The sequence below is a fragment of the Chitinophaga fulva genome (assembly GCF_012927205.1).
GTDB classification, from domain to species: domain Bacteria; phylum Bacteroidota; class Bacteroidia; order Chitinophagales; family Chitinophagaceae; genus Chitinophaga; species Chitinophaga fulva.
In genome coordinates this window covers 411677-432570 of sequence record NZ_JABBGC010000003.1, presented here as the reverse complement: position 1 = coordinate 432570, position 20894 = coordinate 411677, and the positions used below count along the sequence as shown (strand labels likewise).

The 20894-nt window shown below is 50.3% G+C and carries 11 protein-coding genes; 6 read left to right on the top strand and 5 right to left on the bottom strand.

From position 1 onward, the window contains the following. The first annotated feature begins 10 nt into the window (after window positions 1–10). Window positions 11–769, top strand: coding sequence for a class I SAM-dependent methyltransferase (locus tag HHL17_RS25005; protein ID WP_169227577.1), 759 nt, complete (start codon window positions 11–13; stop codon window positions 767–769). Window positions 770–1105: 336 nt separating this feature from the next. Here the strand turns inward: HHL17_RS25005 and HHL17_RS25000 are convergent, their stop codons facing one another. Next, window positions 1106–4030, bottom strand: coding sequence for an FAD-binding and (Fe-S)-binding domain-containing protein (locus HHL17_RS25000; RefSeq protein ID WP_240975963.1), 2925 nt, complete (start codon window positions 4028–4030; stop codon window positions 1106–1108). Window positions 4031–4114: 84 nt separating this feature from the next. Beyond that, a complete protein-coding gene (locus HHL17_RS24995) occupies window positions 4115–5014 on the bottom strand; it encodes a DUF72 domain-containing protein (RefSeq protein WP_169227576.1) in 900 nt (299 codons plus the stop codon). 181 nt (window positions 5015–5195) lie between these two features. On the opposite strand from HHL17_RS24995, the gene HHL17_RS24990 reads away from it, so the two are divergent. The 3 genes from HHL17_RS24990 to HHL17_RS24980 are packed head-to-tail and all read left to right on the top strand — an operon-like array spanning window position 5196 to window position 9421. Then, complete coding sequence (locus HHL17_RS24990) at window positions 5196–6614, top strand: glycogen synthase (RefSeq protein ID WP_169227575.1); 1419 nt, start codon at window positions 5196–5198, stop codon at window positions 6612–6614. A 52-nt stretch (window positions 6615–6666) separates the two neighbouring features. Further along, window positions 6667–7938: a glucose-1-phosphate adenylyltransferase gene (locus tag HHL17_RS24985; RefSeq protein ID WP_169227574.1), complete on the top strand. Its 1272-nt coding sequence runs from the start codon at window positions 6667–6669 to the stop codon at window positions 7936–7938. A gap of 13 nt (window positions 7939–7951) precedes the next feature. Continuing rightward, window positions 7952–9421 carry a glycoside hydrolase family 130 protein gene (locus HHL17_RS24980; protein ID WP_169227573.1) on the top strand — a complete coding sequence of 490 codons (1470 nt, stop codon included), beginning with the start codon at window positions 7952–7954 and terminating at the stop codon, window positions 9419–9421. 5 nt (window positions 9422–9426) lie between these two features. Here HHL17_RS24980 and HHL17_RS24975 read toward each other — a convergent pair whose 3' ends face one another. Then, window positions 9427–10428, bottom strand: a complete 1002-nt coding sequence (locus HHL17_RS24975; protein WP_169227572.1) for a glycosyltransferase family 4 protein — start codon at window positions 10426–10428, stop codon at window positions 9427–9429. A gap of 181 nt (window positions 10429–10609) precedes the next feature. On the opposite strand from HHL17_RS24975, the gene bshC reads away from it, so the two are divergent. Beyond that, window positions 10610–12190 carry a bacillithiol biosynthesis cysteine-adding enzyme BshC gene (gene bshC, locus HHL17_RS24970; protein ID WP_169227571.1) on the top strand — a complete coding sequence of 527 codons (1581 nt, stop codon included), beginning with the start codon at window positions 10610–10612 and terminating at the stop codon, window positions 12188–12190. A 109-nt stretch (window positions 12191–12299) separates the two neighbouring features. On the opposite strand, the gene HHL17_RS24965 is transcribed toward bshC, so the two are convergent. Continuing rightward, a complete protein-coding gene (locus tag HHL17_RS24965; RefSeq protein WP_169227570.1) occupies window positions 12300–14522 on the bottom strand; it encodes an FUSC family protein in 2223 nt (740 codons plus the stop codon). Between the two features lie 63 nt (window positions 14523–14585). After that, entirely contained in the window at window positions 14586–16985 is a 2400-nt protein-coding gene (locus HHL17_RS24960) for an outer membrane beta-barrel family protein (protein WP_169227569.1), read from the bottom strand. A 365-nt stretch (window positions 16986–17350) separates the two neighbouring features. On the opposite strand from HHL17_RS24960, the gene smc reads away from it, so the two are divergent. Continuing rightward, window positions 17351–20881, top strand: a complete 3531-nt coding sequence (smc, locus tag HHL17_RS24955) for a chromosome segregation protein SMC (RefSeq protein ID WP_169227568.1) — start codon at window positions 17351–17353, stop codon at window positions 20879–20881. Window positions 20882–20894 lie beyond the last annotated feature (13 nt).

The window sequence follows — 20894 nt, the reverse complement described above, 5'->3', positions numbered from 1 at the left end:
ATTTTTGGTCATGAAAAATACGGAGCGATTCAGTAACAGGGTAACGGATTACGAGAAATACAGGCCACATTACCCAGTGGCCATTATTCCGTACCTGTCTGCCACGGCAGGACTTACGCATGACAGCGTTATTGCGGATATCGGTTCCGGTACCGGCCTTTCGGCACAACCGTTTCTGGATAATGGCAACACGGTATACGCCATAGAGCCAAACGATGCCATGCGCGCGTCGGCAGAACAGCAGCTGAAACGCTTTCCCGGTTTTAAAAGTATCGCCGCCACGGCAGAACATACTACGCTGCCCAACAACTCAATAGACCTCATTGTAGCCGGCCAGGCCTTCCACTGGTTTGATCAGGTACTTACCCGTAAGGAGTTTCATCGCATCTCCAGGCAGGATAGTTTCGCTGCATTAATGTGGAACATACGGCCGGTCAACTCACCATTTGAACATGACTACGAACAGCTGTTGCAACAACACGGTACGGATTATAAACACATGCAGCAGCGTAATGTAAGCGCCGTACAGCTTGCCTCGTTTTTTCTGCCTGGCACATTCCGGGAGAAAACCTTCCAGAATGCACAACGCTTCGATTTCAAAGCCCTGAAAGGACTGCTGTCATCTTCTTCGTATATGCCTTCCCGTTCACATGAAAACTATCAGCCCATGATCAAGGACCTGGAAGACATCTTCAATAAATACCAGGAGAATGGCATGGTGGTGTTTAAATATGAAACGCGGCTGTATACGGGGAGATTGAGCGAATAAAATATCGTATCATACCCATAACCCATATTCCCCATTCCCAGGGCTGAAGCCCTGGGCTAAGATGTTGTTCAGGTATATATCAGGGCTGTGCGGTATCCGGAAGTATATTATCAATGACTATAAAAAATCCCGGGGCGATTGCTCCGGGATTTTTTATAGTCATTGCATTGTCATTCAATATGATTATTCCAATTCGTTGCTTCAGGTTTGTCACATTGTCCAACTTTCAGGGCTAAGATCTTCACACATAACCGAAAGAATTCTTAATTAAAAAGAAACTGAACAAGATCTTAGCCCAGGGCTTCAGCCCTGGGAACCGGGAACCGGGAATGCAGATTACACCAGCGCATCAAATAATATTTCCACGGGGTGTTGCGCTTTTACGCCGGTACCATCTTTCACCTGGTGGCGGCAGCTGGTGCCGGGAGCGGCTATCAGCGTACCGGTGGCGGCGTTGCGCACTGCCGGGAACAGCACCATTTCCCCGATCTGCATACTGAGGTCGTAATGCTCTTTTTCGTAACCGAAGGAGCCGGCCATACCGCAACAACCGGAAGGGATCACTTCCACGGTGTAATGTTGCGGGATAGAGAGCATCTGCTTGCTGTGCAGTGCAGAGGACAAGGCTTTCTGCTGACAGTGCCCGTGTAGCTTGATCTGCTGCGGATGATCGGTGAACTGTGCGGCGGTGATATGTCCTTTCTCTGCTTCGCTGGCAATGAATTCGTCGATCAGGAAACAGTTTTTAGCGAGTGTTTGGGCCTGTGAACGAAGATTTTCCCGGACAAGGTCAGGGTATTCGTCGCGGAAGCTGAGGATGGCAGAAGGTTCTACACCCAGCAGCGGCGTATTGTCGTTGATAACGGTACTGAATATACGAACATTCTCTTCCGCCAGTTCACGCGCCTGGCGTAGCAGTCCTTTGGACATATACGCACGGGCGCTTTCCGGGTGGTCGATCATTTTCACTTCATAGCCGAGGCGGTGCAGCAGCTGTACTGCTTTGATGCCAACGGGCGTATCGTTGTAGTTGGTGAATTCATCACAGAAAAGGTAAACGGTGCGGTTGCCGGTACCTTGCTTTTCTTTAGGCCAGGTTTGATTGAACCATTTCCGCAGGGTGGTGCGGTGCAGGCCGGGCAGGGAGCGTTTGGGCGCAAAACCGCTGAACTTCCGGATAAGGCCGCCGGTAAAGCTGTTGTTGATCAGGCCATTGTAGATGCCTGGCGCAATGGCAGCGAGACCAGACAGCTTGGAGAAATTGCCGATCATTTTGGCCCGCAGCGGTACGCCGTTGGCATCGTAGTAATGTTGCAGGAACTCCATCTTCAGCTTCGCCATATCCACGTTGGACGGGCATTCTGACTTACAGCCCTTACAGGCGAGGCAGAGGTCCAGTACGTCATATATCTCTTTATGATCGAAGCGGTTTTCCTTGGTGGAATGTGTGAGGAACTCACGCAAGATGTTGGCCCTGGCGCGGGTGGTATCTTTTTCGTTGCGGGTGGCCATGTAGCTGGGGCACATAGTGCCACCGCTCAGTGGTGTCTTGCGGCAGTCGCCGGAACCGTTGCACTGCTCTGCATGCTGCAGGACGGTTTGTTCCGGGAAATGGAAGATAGTATGGAAATCCGGTGTTTTCTGTCCGGGTTCGTAGCGCAACATGCTGTTCATGGATGGTGTGTCCACGATTTTGTTGGGATTGAAGATGTTTTCCGGGTCCCAGGTGTATTTGATCTGACGCAGCAGTTCATAGTTTTTTTCGCCTACCATCTGGCGGATGAATTCTCCGCGCAGGCGGCCGTCGCCATGTTCGCCGCTGAGTGAGCCGTTGTATTTTTTTACGAGGGTCGCTATTTCTTCCGCGATGGTCCTGAAGAGTTGATTGCCTTCTTCCGTTTTCAGGTTGATGATAGGGCGAAGGTGAATCTCACCGCTGCCGGCGTGCGCGTAGTGCACGGCATGCAGGTCGTACTGTTGCAGGATGAGGTTGAAGTCGCGGATAAAATCGGGAAGGTCTTCCACGGCCACGGCGGTATCTTCAATCACCGGAACGGCTTTTTCGTCGCCGGGGAGGTTACTGAGCAGTCCCAGCCCGGCTTTGCGGAGGGTCCAGATTTTTTTGGTGTCTTCACCAAAGAGGAGCGGGAAGTGATAACCCAGTCCTGCGGCACGCAGTTGGGCTTCCAGTTTGCCGGCTATTTCCTTCACTTCTTCGCGGGTATTGCGGCAGAATTCCACCACGAGGATGGCGCCGGGGTCTCCCTGTACGAAGAAGCGGTTTTTACGTTGTTCGATATTGTCTTTGGTGCATTCCAGGATGAAATGGTCTATCAGTTCGCTGGCGCTGGGCTTGAAGTCCATCACCTGGATATTGGCCCGCAGGGATTCATCGATGCTGTTGAAGTGGATGCATAACAGGCCTACTTCTTTAGGAGGAAGTGGATCGATGTGCAGCTTTATTTCTGTGATAAACGCGAGGGTCCCTTCGGAGCCTGCGATGAGTTTGCAGAAGTTAAAATCTTCGGTGCCGGCGGTAAAGGGAGCAGTTTCCAGCAGCATATCTACGGCGTAGCCGGTATTGCGGCGGGGGATGCTCTTCTTAGGGAATTCGCGGCGTATTTCCTCCTGGTTGCGGTAGTCGCTGAGGGTGCTGCGTATCTGTTGATAGATACGGGTTTCGAGGGTGTCGGGGCCTTCACATTTGGCATGGAAAGCATCCGGGCCGAGGGTGCCGAAGGTCACCTCTTCGCCGTTGCTCAGCAGGGCTTTTACTTCCAGCAGATGTTCGCGGGTACTGCCGTACACTACGCTGTTGGAGCCGCAGGAGTTGTTGCCCACCATCCCGCCAATCATGGCGCGGTTGGCGGTGGATGTTTCGGGGCCGAAGTAGAAGCCGTGTGGCTTCAGGTACATGTTCAGCTCGTCGCGGATGACGCCGGGCTGCACCCGTACCCAGTTTTCGGCGGTATTCAGTTCCAGTATTTTCGTGAAGTTGCGGGACACGTCGGTAATGATACCGTTGCCTACCACCTGGCCTGCCAGCGAGGTGCCCGCAGTGCGGGGTATCAGCGATGTCTTGTTGGTACGCGCAAACGAGATAAGTCTCTTCAGGTCGTCTGTTGATTCAGGGATGACCACAGCCAGCGGCATCTCACGGTATGCCGACGCATCGGTGGCATAGAGTGTCCGCATGGTATTGTCTGTATAAAGCGTTCCTTCCAGTTCCTGGGCCAATTGTTCCAGCTTTTCGCGCATCATGGTATGTACCGGGTTTTGAGAGGGCGAAATTAATATTTCAGTCCGGCTTTTTTATCTCTTGTAATGTATTCGTCAAAAAAAACACTATTCCTTTACAAATTGCGGCTTTTTTACCTGTAGCCCGCAAACCGCTTCTATCCTGTCGGCCAGGTAGGCCGCCAGGTCGGGCGACAGGGCTTCATCGTGCATGTGCATGAAGAAATAAATTTCCTGCAAGCCATTGTCCAGCCAGTATTTGATACGGTTGGCCCAGTCGTCGATACGGGTATAGTCGGTCGGATGCAGGCTGTTGCCCACAAAACGGATGAATATTTTAGGGACGGTAAGGTGCATATGGGCGCAGTCCCTTCTGCCGGCGGTATCGGTGATAATGGCGCCTACTTTCAGTTCCCGTAGCTTGTCGAACAGTTCCAGCCGGACAGCTTCATCTTCATACCATTCTTTATGTCTTACTTCCAGGAAGAACTGCAGGTCAGTAGGCAGCGAGGCCAGGTAATCGTATAGTGCTTTCCGTTTGGCAGGACCGTATTTGTCGCTCAACTGCAGGAAGATAGGCCCGAGATGTTTGCCAAAGGCCAGTACCCCTTCCAGGAAAGAGGTGGTCTTGGGGCCTGCGGTAGCGGGACTGAGATTGCTGAAATGACTGATGGCCTGCGGTACTTTGGGACAGAATTTAAATTCCATGCCTTTGGCGGAAGCATCCCATTTGGAGATGGTGGCCGGCCCGTAAATCTGGTAGTGGGTGGCATTGAGCTCAATGCTGTTGAAATGGCGTACATATTCAGGAAGGAAAAGGGCTTCTTTGGTGCCTTTGGGATATATTTTCCCGATCCATTCCTTGCGTCCCCATTTGGCGCAGCCCAGCCAGGCCTGCGGTTTCTTAACAGGCTTGCCTTTCAGCACTTTCTTGTTGAAAAGCGGTTCAGCGGGCAGTTTGAAGTCCAGTTCTTCCAGCTCCGCAGGTGTAACACGGCCAAAATCCATAACAGGAGGTTTTAACAGATGCACATGACGATCACCGGTAAAAGGGATAAGTGTAGGTACTACAAATATACTAAAAGCCAGGGGCTACGGCGGCAAAACACACTGCTAAAATAAAATGGTCGAAACCTTTTGTTTTCTTGTTTTTAGCAGTTAACTTAAGTTAGATTATCAATTATTTAGCATGGAGATTTTACACGTTAGCGCGGAATGTTACCCGGTAGCCAAAGTAGGTGGGCTCGGTGACGTGGTAGGGGCATTGCCCAAATACCAATACGAGCTGGGGGCCATCGCCAAAGTGGTGGTGCCGGCCTACAGGAACAAATACTATGATACGCATGAATTTGACGTGGTGCACCAGGCCGGCATGTGGCTGGGGCACGACTGGTACCATTTCAATGTATTAAAGGAGCGTAACAATGAGTTGGGCTTCGATTTATACCTGGTAGATATCCCCGGTCTGCTGGATACCCCGGGGGTATACGGTTACCCTAATGATACCGAACGTTTCCTCGCATTCCAGATCGCTGTGCTGGACTGGATCAATGAATGGAACCATCTGCCGGATGTTATTCACTGTCACGATCATCACACCGGTTTGATCCCCTTTCTGATGAGTTATGGTTACAAATATGAGCGCATGAAGGAGGTCCCTTCCGTGCTTACCATCCACAATGCCCAGTATCAGGGGCAGTTTGGGTGGGACAGGCTGTACCTCATCCCGTCTTTCGACCTGTGGAAATCCGGTCTGCTGGACTGGGGCGGGGCCATCAACCCGCTGGCTGCTGCCATCAAATGCGCCTGGCGCGTGACTACCGTGTCGCCGGGTTATCTTGAAGAACTGTATCAAAATGCCAACGGGCTCGAATGGCTGATCAGTCATGAAAAGGCCAAAACGGTGGGTATCATCAATGGTATAGACACTGCCGTGTGGGACCCTGAAACCGATCATATGGTGCAGGCCAACTACGATCTGGAGACGGTGGCACAGGGTAAAAAAGAAAATAAGCAGGCCCTCTGTGAACGGTTCGGTTTTGATGTTTCGCTTCCGCTGGTATCCTTTATTGGCCGGCTGGTAGGGGACAAGGGCGCCGACCTGTTACCTGAAATAATAGCCCGCACGTTACATGAGCTGCCCGGTGAGGTAAACTTCCTCGTACTGGGTAGTGGAGATCCACATGTGGAATGGTCACTACAACAAACCCGGCATGATGTGAGCTATGGGTTTAATCTGCATATTGGTTATAACGAAGCACTGTCACACCTGATTTATGCCGGCAGCGATTTCCTGCTGATGCCGTCGAGAGTAGAGCCCTGCGGACTGAACCAGCTCTATGCGCTGCGTTATGGGACAGTGCCTATGGTCCGTAGTACCGGAGGATTAAAAGATACCGTGACCGATTTTGGAGATCCCGGCGGTTTTGGCATACGTTTTAATCAGGCAGGGGTATGGGATGCCTGTTACTCCGTAAAACGTGCCGTGGAACTGTTCAATGATACCGCCCACCTGTCGGAAATCCGGCTGCGTGGTATGCGGCTCAATCACTCGTGGGGACGCTCGGCCCAGCAGTACCTCGATGTCTACAAGAGTATGAAAGGCTAAATCATTATTTATAACGCACTGCGAATTCCTAATCTAAACCAACGTCCACACTATGACTAAAGATGTTATATCCATTATTCTCGGAGGCGGTGCTGGTACCCGCTTATATCCCCTTACCCGTCGTAGGTCCAAACCGGCAGTGCCCCTTGCCGGTAAATACAGACTGGTGGATATTCCTATCTCCAACTGCCTGAACGCGGAACTAAACCGTATTTTCGTTTTAACCCAGTTCAACTCCGCCTCGCTTAACAAACACATCAAAAACTCTTACCATTTCAGTCATTTTGACAAAGGGTTTGTAGATATCCTGGCTGCAGAGCAAACGCCCGATAACCCCACCTGGTACCAGGGTACTGCAGATGCGGTAAGGCAGTGTCTGCACCATGTGGAGAATTTGGATTTCAAATATGTGCTGATCCTCTCCGGAGATCAGTTATACCAGATGGATTTCCGGGATATGATCCAGCATCATATAGAAACCGGTGCGGAAATTTCCATTGCCACCATTCCCGTAGCGGCCAAAGAAGCATCGGATTTCGGTATCCTGAAAACGGATGATTCCGGCGCTATCGTTTCCTTTACGGAAAAGCCCTCCCAGGAAGTGCTGCCGCCATGGGCGTCTGAGGTAAGTGAAGAGATGAAAAACGCGGGACGTGTATACCTCGCCAGTATGGGCATCTATATCTTCAGCCGGGACGTGCTCTTTAACATGCTGGGCAAACAACCGGAAGCGGCCGACTTCGGCAAACAGGTGATCCCGGAAGCCATCGAAGCCAAAGCCCGTGTATTCAGTTACCAATATGAAGGCTACTGGACCGATATCGGTAATATCTCCTCATTCTGGGAGGCCAATATCGGGCTCACAGATGATATTCCACAGTTTAATCTGTTCAACGAATCACAGACCATCTATTCCCGGGCGCGGATGCTGCCCCCCGCCAAAATATCCGGTACCATGGAGAAAACAATCATCGCCGATGGTTGTATTATTATGGCAAGCCGGTTGGAGCGCTGCGTGGTGGGTATCCGTACCCGCATCGGTAAAGGCTCAGTCGTCTCCAACACCTATATCATGGGAAGCGACTATTACCAGACCCTCGACGAACTGGACAGGGCCAGTGCTGAAGGCCGCCCACCAATGGGGATAGGCGAAAACTGTGTGATCGACAGGGCTATCATTGATAAGAACTGCAGTATCGGAAACAACGTACATATCAAAGGCGGAGACCATCTCCCGGATGGCGACTTTGAAAAATATACGGTGAAAGACGGCATTGTTGTTGTTAAAAAAGGAGTAGTCCTGCCAGACGGATTCAACATCTAACAAAACAATACACATGCGACTGTCAATTGAACGAAAACCTACTAAGATCTATCCTGATGTAAAAAGGGTGGTAGCCAGGTTTTTTTTCAATGGAGAAGCCAGGGCAAAATCCATTATCCAGCATGTTGCTACCATGACCGATGATCAGGTGGAAGTAACGATAACGCCTATACTGAGAGAGTTCTCCCGGCGTCACCGTAACATCACCCGCATTTTTGAGAAACATGCAGACAGGATCCGGCATCTCTTTGCGGCTGCGCAGGTCAACTATGATGGGCTGTCGCTGAAAAGAAAACTGTTGACAGGCTCGTATTTTACCAATGAATATTCTATTGAATCTGCTGCTTTTTTTAATCCGTCGATGATTGAAGACGTGGACCAGAGCGGATTGGAAGAGGGCGAGAAAAGAGTTATCCTCAGCTTTCGGGCTGTGGGAGAAGGGCATATCTCGTCCATCGCTTTCCGCAGCGGTGTCATTGACCGTAACAACCAGATTGCACTGCAAACTGCCGGCAACTACGTGGATGAAGCGGAAGTGATCCGCAATGCCATGTATAAAAAGGAGACCTTCTTCCAGAATGCGGTCTCCATCAAACTGCCGGACCCGGTGATGCAGGAAGTGATGAACAGCCTGCAGAGTGAATTTGAGTACATGGCCCTGAAAAAGGTCATCCGCGAAATGCAGCAACGCTATCACATCGATCATCTCGTAAAAAAAGCGCTGGAAAGGCTCCTCTGGCTGGCAGATTCATACTATGAACTGAATTTCTCGCTCGATACTGATATTTCTGACCGGGTGATCTTCCCATACTCCGACGCGGAAAGCCGGGGGATTGAAGATGCGCGCTTCGTGAAATACAAGGAGGAAGATGGCAGTGTCGTCTATTATGCGACCTACACCGCGTTTGACGGGGTGGCCATTCAGCCCAAATTATTGTCTACGGTAGATTTCTATAACTTCAAAATCATGCCCTTGTATGGAGAGGGGGCCCAGAATAAAAACCTGGCCCTCTTTCCCCGCAAGATCAAAGGGAAATATGTGATGATATCCCGTATTGATGGTATCAACGGGTATATTATGTATTCCGATAAAATCAATATCTGGGAAAACCCGCAAATACTCCATACCCCCAAATACCCCTGGGAGTTCGTACAGGTGGGCAACTGCGGCTCTCCGATAGAAACACCGGAAGGATGGCTGGTGATCACCCATGGCGTAGGTCCCATGCGTACCTATTGCGTAGGCGCCAGTCTGCTGGACCTTGACGATCCTGGTACAGAAATCGGCCGTCTGCGGGAACCGCTGCTCATGCCCAACAAGGACGAAAGGGAAGGGTATGTGCCCAATGTGCTCTATTCCTGCGGTTCCATTATACATAATGAGGAACTGATTATCCCGTACGGCCTATCCGATTATGCTTCCGGCTTCGCCACTGTTAATCTTGAAAAACTGCTTACCCAGATCAAAGCAGACGGTGTATAACTTCATCAAAGCGAATGGTATACTTTCAGATAATCTTCCGTCATCCTGTCGGTAGTGAAATGCTGGTGCGCATGCAAGTGACAGGTATGCCGGTTTATCTTCCCCAATGCTTGCACCGCGGCTATGGCGCCATCTACCGTATTAACTAAAAAACCGGTGCGTCCGTCTTGTATCAGCTCGGGCATGGAGCCTCTGTTGAACGCGATCACGGGAGTGCCGCACAACATGGCTTCCGCCACGCTCAGCCCGAAAGGCTCGTTAAAATGTATCGGATGCAGCAGGGCGATAGCTTTACCGAGCAGCTCGTTGCGCGCTTGTCCGCCTACAGCACCCAGGTACCGGATTTGTTCATTGTCTATATAAGGTTTCACCTTCTCTTCAAAATAATCCTTCTGCTGGATGATACCGGCTATCAACAACTGCCGGTTGGTTTGTAAGGCTATCTGTATGGCCTCATACGTGCCTTTGTCGGGATGGATGCGGCCAAAGTACAGCAGGTAATCGTCCGGCACCGGGGTAAAGGTAAAATCGTCGGGCCTGACACCGTTGTATATCGTGGCTTTGTAATGCAGGGAAGGATGCCGGTCTGCGTTGCTGATGGCCACATAATGGGCCACCTGGTTGTAGCGCTGGTATACCGGAATAATCTTTTCCGATGAAAAGCCGTGAATGGTAGTGACCATCGGGGTGCCAATCAGGCGGGAATAGGTTAGTGGCAGAAAGTCGAAGTGATTGTGAATGATGTCAAAATGATGTGCCTGTTCCATCAGGTAGCTGATATGCATACATTCATTGACTTTGGCATCTGCATTCCAGTCTTCTTCATAACCTTGCTCACAGATCCATGCCAGCTTACCCTGCGTGAGGGAATCGCCGGTGGCGAAGAGGGTCACGTCTGCACCGCGGGCTATCAGGCCTTCCGCAAGATTAGAGGCCATTTGTTCCCATGGGCCGTAGTGCCGGGGCGGGGTCCGCCAGGCTACAGGCGAAAGGATTGCGATCTTCATAGTGTTCCGGTTTCCAATCCGGCATTACGGCAAATTCTAATCCATAATCATCCGCCCATCAAATTTCATTGGTAAAAATCCTTAAATCACTTTTTCTTCTCTAACTTCGTACATTCAAAAGTTTCGATGTATTCATATATATCGGTTACTTTTATTGATCATTTGTAATTCGACACGTAATATGCTCGAGTATATTCCTTATGGGAAGACAGGCTATTTTAATCAGCTGGTAACAGATTTTTTAGCAGACGCGCCACAGATCAGACCTTTCTATACCTATTCCTCCGTTCGTCCGGATTTTACAGCCGCTATAGAAGCCAGGCAACAGTTTAATACCCCGAGAGCTGCGCTGGTAGCTGCATTGCAACAGCAATACGAAAGCCTGGAACCGATGCAGGCCGTTCAGGACAACATCTCCCGGCTCGCCAATCCACAGACATTTACGGTGACTACCGCTCACCAGCCCAATATATTTACCGGTTACCTGTATTTTGTTTATAAGATACTGCAAGCCGTCAAACTCTGTCAGGAACTGCAACAGCAGTATCCGCAGCATCATTTTGTACCGGTATATTATATGGGTAGTGAAGATGCTGATCTCGATGAACTGGGCAGCATCTACCTGGAAGGTAAAACCCTGACCTGGGCTGCCGGCCAGCAGGGCGCCGTAGGCCGTATGCATCCGGATGGGCTGGCGCAACTGATCGGGCAGATAAAAGATACGCTCGGGTATGCACCGCACGCCGGAGAATTGATAACACTGTTACAGAAAGCTTACCTGGAGCACCGCAATATCCAGGAAGCGACCCTTTACCTGGTGCATGCCTTGTTTGGCCGTTATGGGCTGGTAGTACTGGTGCCCGATAATCCTGCGTTGAAACGTCTTTATATCCCGGTGATGAAAGATGAGCTGTTTCATCAGGCATCACATCATATCGTCAATAATACCCTTGAACAACTGGGAGCGCATTATAAAGTACAGGCCAATCCGCGGGAGATCAACCTGTTTTACCTGCAGGATGGCATGCGTGAACGTATTGTGCAGGAGGGTGACCAGTGGAAAGTATTACACACCTCGTTGAAATTTGACGCTGCGGGCCTTGAAAAAGAGCTGGAATCCAATCCGGAGCGGTTCAGTCCCAACGTTATTTTGCGGGGCATGTTCCAGGAAACGGTCCTGCCTAACATCGCTTTCATTGGCGGTGGCGGCGAAATCGCCTACTGGCTGGAACTGAAAGCGCTGTTTGCCCATTACGGCGTACCCTATCCGGTACTGCTGTTGCGCAATTCCCTGCTGCTGACAGATGAGCTGTCTGCCCAGCGGCTCGACAAACTGGGCATCACTACCGCAGAACTGTTTGCGACCACCGATGATATCGTGAACGCCTATGTGAAAAAGCATACGAATGCGGCACTGGTACTGAAAGATGAATATGCAGCTATTGAAAAGCTGTATGACAGCCTCGAAGAAAAGGCCCGTAGCATCGACGTTACATTGGTGGCCAGCGCAGGTGCGGAAAGAAGCCGTGCATTGAAATCCATCGGTAAACTGGAACATAAATTCCTCCGGGCGGAGAAGAAAAAATTTGCGTGGCAGACAGACCAGATCAAACAGGTGAAAAATAAGCTGTTCCCCGGCGGATCGCTGCAGGAGCGCAAGGAAAACTTCATGCCCTGGTATGCTGCGGAGGGACCTGCATTTCTGGACCGCGTACTGGCAGCATTGACGCCGGTCACCGACCAGTTTACGATCATTAGATAATTTACGATTTACGAATTTAGGAATTTAAAAGAGCGAAGACCTGAGCAATACATCGCTCAGGTCTTCGCTCTTTTAAATTCCTAAATCTCTAAATTCCAAAATCCCAAAATTAAGCCAGTGCTTTGCCCATGTCCTTTGCCAGCGACAGGATTGCCTGCAGCTGGTCATGTACCTGTTTGGTCTCCAGCATTTCGTCGCGGATAGGGGTGGCGCCTTTGCCTTCATTGATTTCGAGCTGGCGCAGATGTACCAGATTATGCAGGTGCTCATCCAGCGTGTCAAAAGCATGGATGGGCGGTTCCAGTTGCGCCTGGCTGCGGGTGTCAGGATCTATCATGAGGTACAGCTGGTCAATGTATTGCAGCAGGTACGTAGTGATTTCCTTATACTCCGGCCTGGGGAACTGCACGCCGTGATGCATGCTGTAGGCCGCCAGAGCAGCGATGTGGGAGGTAAGCGTATGGTTCAGTACCACAAAGTGATACACCTGGGACGCATTTTTCTGTTTGCTTTTAGGTTCAGAGAGCATGCGTTGGAAAGCGGCCATCATATTGGCGGTGCTTACATAGGTGTCTTTGCGGGCCAGTTTAAAATCTGTCACGGTATTGGTTTCGCTGGCATATACTCTTAATACCAGTTCAAAGTATCTCCGGTTGGAGAGCAGCATTTTCTGCATATATCCCGGCAGGGTGTTATGCTCCCAGGAAGGCCACAGCAGCATATTGGCGAAGAAGGCGATGCCTCCGCCGATGAAAGTGTCGAGCACTCTTTGTGTGGCGTTGTACAGATCTGACGGATGCAGGAAGTGCAGCAGGAAGATGATGAATGGCGTTACAAAGAAAACGCTGAGCGTATACTGGAAGCTCATGAAGCTGTAGGCGCCCAGGATACAAAGCAGCATGCTGACGAAGATCACCGTGTCGTTATGGGTGATGTACAGCAGCCCTGCTGCGAAGAGTGCGCCCAGTACCGTACCAATAAGGCGTTGTATGCTGCGTGACCGTGTGAGCCCGAAACCCGGCTTGAGGATCACTACGATGGTCAGCAGTATCCAGTATACCCTGTCGAGGTGTAGGGCCTGTCCGAGCAGGTAACCTGTTACGGTGGCGAGGCTTACGCGGATGGCATGCCGGAAAATATGGGATTTGAAAGTGAGGTTGTCACGAAACGTTTCCAGGTCATATTTCTGGCGGGTGGTAAATTTCGACAGCTCCAGTTTGGGATCGATGGTCTCATCTTTCAGGCGCTCCAGCCGGGTGAGGCGATGCAGGTTGTAAATACGCTGTGCCATATCCTGAAGGTTTTGCAGGATATTGGTCAGTGGGATGGTGCGGGTCCTTTCTGCCAGGGTAGGCAGTTTCAGGGTGATGTCTGCAATCGCTTTTTTTACCTTTTCCATCTCATATTTCAGATTGGTCTTAGGCAGGGAACGTTGTCCTGCTGCAACAGCCAGACCGATATTTTCCAGTTCTTCCACAAATTCGGTGATCAGCGCATGGAATTTTTGCAGGATATCGTCTTGTTTAAAATCACGCTGCAGGGCGTTGTAATCCGTTTGGGAGGCCATGATCTGTTCCTGCAGGTCTACCATGTCCAGGAAGATGAGCACCATGCTTTTGTTGATACTGGTGGTACCCTGTTGAGCGGAACGTCTTTTTAATAACAGTTCCCGTACGTTTTCCTGTTTTTCGTTGACGATGACCTGTTGGGCTAGTACGGCTTTATAGTTGGCGGCCACATCTACGCCGGGTGTATAAAAGTTGGAGCGGAGCTCGAGATAACGGGCGGTTTGTTGTATGCAGTCGCCCAGTGCCTGTTGTACGTTGAGATAGGGGCGTATCTGCCATAGTATCAGGGCCAGCAGCGCATACCAGATACTGCCCAGCAGCACCATGGCAGCATATACCAGTGCCATGCCGGGTGTCAGGTTGGTTTCGCCCAGGATGGACACCATGATGAGCAGACAGCCGGTGCCGATATTGCCACCGCGGTTGCCATATACAAGCATCATGGCGAAGACAAAACAACATGCCACTATCCAGCAGGCCATCAGCGCAGGATAGGGGAGCAGCAGCCCGGTGCCTAAGGCCGTCAGGAAAATGAGGCCGGTGCTGATGATAAGGCCATTGCGTTTGTGAACAATGGTGCCGGGCACATCACTCAGGGCGGTACATAAGGCGCCCATCGACATGGCAATGCCGAGCCCCAGCTGGCCAATGGCGGCAAAAATCAGGGAGGGGACCACCACACTGATGGTGGTACGCATGCCGTTGCTAAAATGATAACTGTAAAGGAAACTCTTAATATCGTTGATTCGCTGTTCTATACGCAAACGTTAATCGGTTTTTGGAGCACAAAGATACAGGGAATCATGCAAAGGCGCAAAGCTTCATCATTACATCCCGGTTTCTATCACACTCTTATTTCGTGTAGCGCTGGTCGTTAGTTTGCCGAAGCGCCAGCTGATAGATATGGTATAGGTATTGGCCGGGAAGTAAGAGGTATATACCCGGCGGAAGGAAGGATCGTTTGTTTCTGAAATGGCCGGTCGTTGTTTCCGGAAAGGCTGGTCTGCAGCCAGACTGGCGGAAAGTTTCCGGTCGAGAAAATCTTTGCGCAAGGTGAAACCATAACCAACGTTGGACCCGCTGGTACCCTGTACGCTGGGGCTGCCGGAATAATAATAACAGTAACCATCTGTCCGGAAATTGTGACCAAAATTGTAGTCTGTATTAAAGTATACACTGCCGGAAAAACCGCTGCTGCGGATGGTGCTGCCGTTGCTGAAATTACTGTGGCTGCCGCGTCCATTGATGCTGACATTCCACTTTTTTGTCAACGCAAACCGCATGCTGGTGCTGACACCTATGCTGTTTGATTTACCGATATTATCATAAGTAGTGGCAGTGATTCCTTTTACGCGGTCTACTTCCACAATGTTCTGGATGGAATTGTTGATAAAGGTATAGTCCAGTCCGGCGTTAAAGGTTATTTTCTCCATGATCTTATTGAAATAGGCGCCGAAACTATTGGCGTAAGCCGGTTTCAGGTTTGGATTGCCATAGAAAATGTTATAAGGATCATTGTCATTGACATAAGGATTCATGGCAAAGAGATTGGGTCGTTCTAGACGGCGGCTGTAGGAGAATGACAGGCTGGTCATGGGTTTCAGCTGCCAGGTGACGTTGACGGTAGGGATGGGACTCAGATAGTCGCTATTGATCTTGGTCTTTGTCGACACAAAATCCCCAATCTGGTACGTTTGTTCCAGCCTGAAACCGGGTTTCACACTCAGTTTGGTGCCTATTTTAAAACGATAGGTGATATAAAAGGCCAGGATGTCTACACGGGTATTAAAGATGTTTTCGCGGCTGGGATTGGGGATCATATTTCCTTCTTTGTTACGTATCTCCTGGGTGGCGGTGTTGGTATTATATTGAAAAGTGCCTTTAAAGCCCGTCTCCAGGAATTGTTCATGGGGCAGGGGAAGGGTGTAGTCTGCTTGTGTGGTGATGGTGCGATTGGTAAAAACGGTGTAGTTCCGGTAAAAGCTGTCAGTGCCGGGCACATACCGTTGGTTGTTGTCGGTGTGGCCATCCCCGTAGCTATTGACCATGTTAAATACAGCTGACAGCTCATGTCCCGGTTTCCGGAATTTATGCTGATAGTCCAGTCCTACGCCGGTGCCGTGGCCCTGGCTGTAGGAGTCGCTGTTGTTGATGCCGGATTGTATCGGTTTGCCGGTACTATCGAACCAATTGCTTATCTGTGGCATCAGCTGGGTCATTTTGCTGAGGTTGCCGTTGCCGAAAATAGTGAGGCTGTTGGCGGTGTCGATGTCGTAAGTCATTTCCAGGCTGCCGTAGAGCATTTTATTGTTACGTTTGAATTCCGTGCTCTGATCTAACCGGCTACTGTCGCCGGGGATAAGGCTTTGCCTGCTGATGGTATTGCTGTTGTGGCTTTGGTCTATGTTGCCGCCAGCATAGGCGGTAAGGCCCACTTTTTTCTTACGGGCGCTGATGGAGCCGCCGCCGCTATACCTGCCAATGGTGTTGTAGTTGGAAAAGAGGCTGCCATTGAAGCCGACCACCCCGCGTTGGGTGATAATATTGATGATGCCGCCGATGCCTTCCGCATCGTATTTGGCGGATGGTTCGGTGATGATTTCTATTTTTTTGATGATGCTGGCCGGATAGGCTTTCAGGGCTTCCTTAGGGTCTTTGGTGATCATGGAGGTGGCGCGGCCGTTCAGCAGCACCTTATAGTTGGTCTGGCCTTTCAGTTTGATGGTGCCGTCAGCATCTACCGTCAGCATGGGGATTTTACGCATGATGTCGGATGCGGAACTGTTGTCTTTGTCGATATCGTTTTCCACGTTGTAAATAAGTTTCTCATCCTGAAGCTCTACCAGGGGCTTTTTGCCGGCGATAGTGACACCGCCCAGTTGCTGGGTGGTGGTGGAGAGGTACCGGGGGCTGAGGCGGTGGGCGGCATTGGCGGCATTTACCCGGATGGTGTCCAGGAGGAGCGGGGCATAGCCCAGCATGGTAATCCCGATCCGGTAAACGCCATAGGCTACGCCGGTAAACCGGAAGTCGCCCTTGTTGTCCGTCAGCGTATGGGCCACCGTTTTGCGGTCGGCCGCCTGCATCAGTACTACCGTGGCGTATTCCACGGGTTTACGGGAAATGCTGTCGGCCACCTGGCCGGTGATGGAGCCTCCTTGCTGGCGGGCCTGCAGGGTCACAGTAATGCATAACAGGAGCAACAGCCATATGCCTTTTTGCGTCATGGAACAGGATGGATTATTTTGAGGTATCGTCCCGGGCCGCGCCTATGTGGTAAATGGCATAAGTTACAGTGGCATAGCTACATAGGTGGCCTCCGGGTTACTTACACAAGCTATAAAATGTTACTGCTAATACAGAGCGGTTGGGATAAGCGGCAGATAATTTCTCACAGGGAATTTAATTATAATTGTGCTTTTTACTATATTTATAATCAGTCCTTTAAAGGAGATGGAGTGGTCGTGTGACAGTTATTTTCGCCTGGAGTGTGTATAAATAATTACGAGAGATACCAGCTTCTCACTTAAATTACTTTTTCATTCGGGTAAAATTATATCTTTGACGCCTTAAAAAAACCTCGGAGTAAGTCGTGCGCTTAAAAACACTAGAAATTAAAGGCTTTAAAAGTTTTGCCGATAAAACCGTTCTGAACTTTGACGAAGGGATAACGGGTGTCATCGGGCCCAACGGTTGCGGCAAAAGTAATATCATCGACTCCATCCGCTGGGTGATCGGGGAACACAAAATCAGCAACCTGCGTTCTGAAAACCAGTCTGGATTGGTGTTCAACGGCTCCAAAACGCGTTCCGCCAGCGGTATGGCGGAGGTGAGCCTTACCTTTGAAAATACCAAAAACGTACTTCCCACCGAGTTCACAACGGTTACCATTACCCGTAAGTTCTATAAAAACGGGGACAGCGAGTATCGCCTCAACGATGTGGCCTGCCGCCTGAAAGATATCCATAACCTCTTCATGGATACCGGCGTCAGCACAGACTCCTACGCTATCATCGAACTGGGGATGGTGGATGATATCATCAGAGACAAGGAAAACAGCCGTCGCCGTATGCTGGAACAAGCGGCAGGCATCTCCATCTATAAAACCCGTAAAAAGGAAGCTAAATCCAAACTGGAGGCTACAGAGGGTGACCTCAACCGCATCGAAGACCTCCTGTTTGAAATCAATAACAACCTGAAAACGCTGGAAAGCCAGGCCCGTAAAGCAGAACGCTTCTACGAGGTGAAAAAGGAATACCGCGAAATCAGTATAGAACTGGCCAAAGCCGCACTGGAAGGATTTAATGTCACCTTCCGGGAACTGTCTGACAAACAACAGGAAGAAAGCGACCGCAAACTGCAGCTGGAAACAGAAATTACCACTGCGGAAGCCGCCGTGGAGCAGGATAAACTGCACTTCGTAGCCAAAGAAAGGGAACTGCAGGTCCTCCAGAAATCGTTCAACGAACTGGTGGCCACCATCCGTACCAAAGAAAATGACAAGAACCTCGCCGCCCAACAGCTGACCTATCTGCGGGAACGTGAGAAAAATATCAATGACTTCCTCAACAACGCGGAAGGACAATTGCAGGGACTCACCACCTCGATCGAGTTTACCGAGAAACAGGTAGTGGAAGAAGCGGAAGTTTTTGAATCAATGGAAGACGAGCTGGAAACCCTCCGCGAAATGGTGGAGGAAAAGAAAGAACGCTTCCAGCAAAAGAAACTGGCCCTCGAAACCCTGCGTAATGACCAGCAACGCTGGCAACGTCAACAGTTTGAGGCGGAAAAGAAAGTGGCGGTAGCGGATACCTCCGTGCAGAACCTGCAACGCGGTATCCAGCAATTGCAGGAAGAAAAGAACAGCCGCCTGCAACAGATCACGCAACTGGAAGCCGAAAAAGAAACACTGCAACAGACCATCACCACCAGCAAAACAGAACTGGATGAGATGGTCCGCTTTCAGGAAGAAACGAAAGGTAAAATCCTCGCTACCCAGTCAGATATTGAGGGGTTACGTGACCAGCTGGTGGATGAAAACCGTAAACTGGACTCCAAAAAGAACGAATTTGACCTGCTGAAGTCCCTGGTGGACAGCCTGGAAGGGTATCCCGAAAGCATCAAATTCCTGAAAAAGAACCCGGAATGGAACAATGAAGCGCCCATTCTGAGCGACGTCTTTTTCTGTAAGGAGGAATACCGCACCTGTGTGGAAAATCTCCTCGAGCCTTACCTGAACTATTACGTTGTCAATAACGTGGCGGAAGCCGTACAGGCTATCCAGTTACTGGACACCCATAAAAAAGGCAAAGCCAATTTCTTTATCCTTGATCAGTTCCGCATACCGGCCAATGGCCTGCTGGCGCCTGCCGGCACTATTCCGGCCCTGGATGTGGTAGAAATTGAAGAGAAATACAAAGGCCTCGGCTATCACCTGCTGGGCAAGGTATTCATCGGGGAAGACATTACCCGTCTCGAATTCAGCCAGGTGTCTGACGATGAGATTTGTCTGGTGGAGAAATCCGGCCGTATGCACCGGGGTAAATTCAACATCACCGGTGGCTCCGTTGGCCTGTTTGAAGGCAAGAAACTGGGCCGGGCCAAGAACCTGGAAAAACTGGAGGCAGAGATCAAAGAACTGGAAGCAACAGTAGGCAGCCTGCGTGTCCAGATACAAGACAAACATAATCAGGTGCTCGGCTACAACAGCCAGCTCAATGACAATAATATCAACGCGGCCCGGGAGAAGATCAATCAGTTGAACAACCAGCTGTTTGGCCTTCAAAACAGGATCGAAAACTTCCACCACCTGATAGAAAGCGGCGATAAGCGGCTGGAGGAAATGCAGCAATCACTGACGACCAATCAGGAAAGCATCTCCGGTGTGCGCGAGGAACTGGAAAACCTGAACGACCGGGTGGGAGAGCTGCAGGATTCCATTACAGAGGCTGACAGAATGGCCCAGGAAGTGGAACAGCAGTTCAACATGGCCAACGTACAGTTTAACAACCAGAACCTGCAACATACCCGTCAGCATAGTAAAGTGCAGGCGCTCAAACAGGAACTGGAATTTAAGCGCAAGCAACTGACAGACCTGCACGCACAGATCACCAGCAATAAAGCCCAGTTGGAAGATGCGGTGGCCAATATTGCGGCGGCAGATGAGAAACGCAGTGTGGCAGAAGACGGGCTGATAGAGTTGTTCCGTCAGCGTGAAGAAGAAGAAAAAGCACTCAACGAAAAAGACCAGGAATACCATAATTTCCGTAACCATCTCCAGGAACTGGAAACAACGCTGCGTGCCAAACAAAGGGCCCGCGAACAGCTGGACCAGCAACTCAATGTCGTCAAAGACAAGGTGAACGAGCTGAAATTACAGCTGGCCTCCATGAAAGAACGCCTGAGCGTGGAATTTAAGGTAAACCTGGACGAGATCATTGATGAACAACGTACCTCTGAACTGCCGGTAGATGAACTGCAAGGCAGTGCAGAACGCCTGAAAAAGCGCCTTGAAAACATGGGGGAAATCAACCCCACCGCCATTGAGGCGTACCAGGAAATGAAAAAACGGTACGAGTTTATCCTGGAACAGAAAACAGACCTGGTTAACGCAAAAGATTCCCTGCTGGCAACCATACAGGAAGTGGAAACGACTGCCAACCAGAAATTTCTCGATACTTTCAACACCGTTAAAGAGAATTTTATCCGTGTATTTAAAGCCCTCTTTACCGAGGAAGACCAGTGCGACATGATCCTGAGTGATCCTGAGAACCTGGCCGATACCGGGATTGAAATCATTGCAAAACCCAAAGGCAAACGTCCGGCAGCCATTACCCAGCTTTCCGGTGGAGAGAAAACCCTCACTGCCACCGCCCTGCTGTTTGCCATCTACCTGATCAAACCCGCGCCATTCTGTATACTGGATGAGGTAGACGCGCCGCTCGATGATGCCAATGTGGGCAAATTCACTAACATGATCAGAAAATTCTCTGATAATTCACAGTTTATTATTGTAACGCATAATAAACAAACGATGGCCGCTGTGGACGTGATTTACGGGGTTACCATGCAGGAACCCGGGGTGAGCAAACTGGTACCGGTGGACTTCAGGAGTTTAAACTGATGAAAGGTTTTTG